Below are 3681 nucleotides of genomic sequence, written 5' to 3'. Positions count from 1 at the left end.
CGCCTGGCGCGTAGCGGTTCCAGGTGGCCCCGGCTTGGTCGCGATGCCGGTGGGCGGTGGTGTAGTGGATGCCCAGGGCGTCGGCGATCACTGGCGCCGGTGCCTGCAGCACGAGCTGGTGTCGTCTTCGAGTTCCACGACTTGGAATACCGACACCCCGCCTGTCACCAGCAGCACTTTGTCGCCGTTCCAGACGTCCTGTGTACCGACCCGGGCCGCCGCGCGGTTTCAGGCCGCGATGTCGAAGAGGGTCAGCTCGTTACGCTCGCGGGCGCGCAGCTCGGCACGCTCACGGGACGCGCATGTGGGGCCGATGCGCGCCGCGACCGATTCCGGTGACATGAGCCAACCGTGGCAACGGCGGCAGTGCACGACCATTCGCACCGTGGGCTGCTCGTCGGTCTCGGCCACGTTCTTCCTCCTCCGGCCAAGGCAAATACGTCGCAAGCCTGACACAGCCGACCGACAACGCGCCGAGGCCCGGGAGTCGTTCAGCGGGTCCGTGGCTTCAGCAGTCGCCGCCACCGGGGAGCCGGCCGGGCCGTAGTTTCCGTCGCGGCTGCGTCGCTGACTGCGGCGGTGTGGGGTTCGGTGGTCGGCCGTTCGTCCCAGGACCCGCTCTTGGTGGCGCGGATGGATCCTTCGCCGAGGACACGGGTCGCGATCGTCCAGACTGCGGGCAGATCTTCTTCCAGTGCGGTCTCGTCGACCTCGCCGCAGGCGTGTGCGGCGGTGTCGATGTCGGGATGCAGCGACAGGTGCAGCACGGTACCGGTCTCCGATGTGATGACCAGGACGCCGACCGCGGTGTTGGCCTTGTCTCGTCCCAGCCGGGCTTGGTATGCCAGATCTCCGCCGGGTTCGGCGCCGAGGTGATCGACGACCTCAACCCTGGTCTGGGCGAGCTCGAGCGCGATGCAGCGGCGCGCGATGTCCTGCTCGCCCACACCGAACTCCTCGACCAGGGCGGCCATGGTCGGCGCCGGATTCCGCGCCCAAGCGAGGATCAGCCGCTCGTCGGTGCTCGCATCCCAATACGGCCTATTCGCGAAGGTGTGCGCGTTGCGGGCGAGGTTTTCCCAGTCGAAACCCGGCTCCGAAGCCATCTGCCGCAACTTGCGCATCGCCACCGCAGACGAATAGCTGCCCAGCAGCAGGAACTTCGCCCGGCCGCGCAGCCCGTCGAGTGATCGGCCCAGTTGCGCCGCGATCTCGCTATCAGGGGCGGAGGTCGCCAACGCGGCGAACAGATCCTGGTAGTCGTCTCCGGTCCACAAACTGCCACGCCGATCCTGGGCCCCCGTCGTCATGCTTCGAATATGCCAGATACCGGTGACTGTGACTTGCAGCGGAAGATGGCGGTGTTCTCGCACTGTCAGGTGGCGCCGATGGAGGCGTCGAGCCCCTATGCCCCTGAGACGCAGGGTATTCGAGCGTCCCATTCATGCCGGATTGAGAGCGCTGGTGCAGTCATAGACAGGTCGCGAGCGATTCGAAGGCGCTGTGCAGGTCGGATCCGGCGAAGATTCGGGGTTCCGTGTCCGGCGCGGTGGGTTGTCGGACGGTGTAGTAATCAGCCAGATACCGCAGATCGCCCCACGGTTCCTGCGCGTGAACGCGGTCCAGAACCCGCTCACATCGGAGGCATTCGATCCATGGGACGACGAGCAGCCCCGTCAAAGCGGAGTCGGTGATGCCGGGCCCCACCACCTTCACCTACACAAAAGCCGGCCTGCTCGACGTCGTCGAAGCACTCGTCGCCCTCACCGGGCAGCCCCACCCACTGCTCCCGACCGGTGCACGACATCCTCTGTCTTCCAACGCACCGCACAGGTCCACGGATCCGGCACGGTAGGCTAACGCGCTATGAACACACATACGTGGCGAATTCGCTGCGAAATGCGTGTCCTACTACGCGATAGGTCATGTCACAGATCCAGGAGGGGGATGTCGAGGTTCGGCGTGATCAAACCGCCGTCGGGTTCGAGAATCTTGCCGGTGAGGTACTTCCCGGCGGGGGAAACCAGATACAGCGCGGCTGCGGCGATGTCTTCGGGTTCGCCCAGACGGTGTAGCGGCGTCTTGGATTCCAGTTCGGCCCGTATCGCCTCGTCGGCGGCGACGATCTCCAGTGCCGAGGTGAGGATCGCGCCTGGTGCTATCGCGTTCACCCGGATACGCGGGTTCAGATCGAGCGCGGCAAGCTTCGTGTAATGGGCGAGGGCCGCCTTGGCTGTGCCGTAGGCTGCGAAGGCACGCCCCGGCAACCGCCCCATAGTGGACGTGATGTTCACAATCGAACCTCCACCAGAGGTTTCGAGTATCCGCGGCACCGCGGCACGAACCAGCGCATGCGCAGTGACAACGTTGAAATTGAACGCGTCCACCAGCGCCTCCGGCGTCGTGTCCAACAGCGGGCACGGCAGTGCGCCACCCACGTTGTTGACCACAATGTCCAGTCGCCCGAAACGCTCCACCGCCGCGGCGGCGAGTCCGGTCGTGGCATCGATGTCGCTCAGGTCCGCGGGCACCACATGGGCCTGCCGCCCGGCGGCGGCAATGCGTTCCGCGACCTCGTCGAGCTGGCTCTTGGTCCGCGCGGCGATGACGAGGTCCGCGCCCGCTTCCGCGAAAGCGACGGCAATCGCCGCGCCGAGACCTCGTCCCGCGCCGGTGACTATGGCGACCTGCCCGTCGATCCGGAAAAGATCCAGAATCATTCGCGCTCCCTTACGTCGAATATTCGACAGCAGATAATCTGATATTCGTCATCGTAAATCGCTCGCCCGAGCCGGGACAAGAGGTTGCGCTATGCCCGATCGATCCGCGTCGCCGCCGACACGTCGAGTCATCGACATCATGTCGCTGCTGGCGGCCTCCCGCACGACCATCAGCGTCGCGGGCATCGCCGAGCGTCTCGGCATCGCCAGGGCGACCGCGACCGCAATCCTGGTCGAGCTGGACGCAGCCGGTTGGGTGGTACGCGATCATGCGCGTGGTTACAGCATCGGACCCGTGCTCGCGGAGCTGCCTGGTGCCGCGCTCCCGCAAAATGTCGGCGAGCTGCTGGGCGGCTTGGCAACCCGCACCGGATGCGGCGCGACGTTCAGTCGTATCGAGCCCGGTCGGCTCACGGTGCTCGATATCCGGCATGGCCCCGACCGTGTGGTTCCCGGAGTCCCGGTGGGACACAGCATTCCGCTGCAGTTTCCGGCGGGTGCCAGTGTGATGCCGTGGCGTTCGGCGAGCGAACAGAACACCTGGCTGGGTACCTCGCCCGACACCGATCGGCGTGTCGCCAGCGCACTGCTGGCTCTGGTGCGCGAACGCGGTGTCGCGGTGTTCCGGCCCCGCGCCGACGACGCGGGCATGGTCGAATTGCTCGCCGATCTGCTCGGCGCGGTGGGAACCGAACTGTTGCAATCGCATTTGCGGACTCGCGCGCTGCGTCAGCTCGCGTCCCTTACGTCGCGGCCGTTCAACCGGGCAGAGTTGGATTCGGACGAAGTGCTGCCGCTGAGTTATCTCGCCGCACCGGTTTTCGACGCGAGCGCGAAGGCGGCGTACGAAGTTCAACTCGGACCATTGCGTGCGGCGACAACTCGAAGCGAACGGAATGAATTCATCGAGGCGACTCAGGCGACAGCACGCGATCTGACAGCCGCCCTAAACGACGAAAGA

Annotated in this window: 4 protein-coding genes; 1 reads left to right on the top strand and 3 read right to left on the bottom strand. The window is 65.9% G+C overall.

Annotated elements, in window-relative coordinates:
- Window positions 1-228: 228 nt before the first annotated feature.
- From ACT86A_RS27315 to ACT86A_RS27305, 3 genes are all read right to left on the bottom strand, one after another.
- Window positions 229-411 (bottom strand): DUF6011 domain-containing protein, encoded by a 183-nt coding sequence (locus ACT86A_RS27315; protein ID WP_445095099.1) that lies wholly within the window; start codon window positions 409-411, stop codon window positions 229-231.
- A gap of 80 nt (window positions 412-491) precedes the next feature.
- Window positions 492-1310 carry a hypothetical protein gene (locus tag ACT86A_RS27310; protein WP_445095098.1) on the bottom strand — a complete coding sequence of 273 codons (819 nt, stop codon included), beginning with the start codon at window positions 1308-1310 and terminating at the stop codon, window positions 492-494.
- Between the two features lie 618 nt (window positions 1311-1928).
- Window positions 1929-2720: an SDR family oxidoreductase gene (locus tag ACT86A_RS27305; protein WP_445095097.1), complete on the bottom strand. Its 792-nt coding sequence runs from the start codon at window positions 2718-2720 to the stop codon at window positions 1929-1931.
- Window positions 2721-2811: 91 nt separating this feature from the next.
- Here ACT86A_RS27305 and ACT86A_RS27300 point away from each other — a divergent pair.
- On the top strand, window positions 2812-3681 hold an 870-nt coding region (locus ACT86A_RS27300), incomplete at its 3' end, for a helix-turn-helix domain-containing protein (protein ID WP_445095096.1).

It is taken from the genome of Nocardia glycosmidis, from assembly GCF_052545115.1.
The sequence above is the reverse complement of the archived record's forward strand: the minus strand, read 5'-3'. Positions and strand labels throughout refer to the sequence as shown.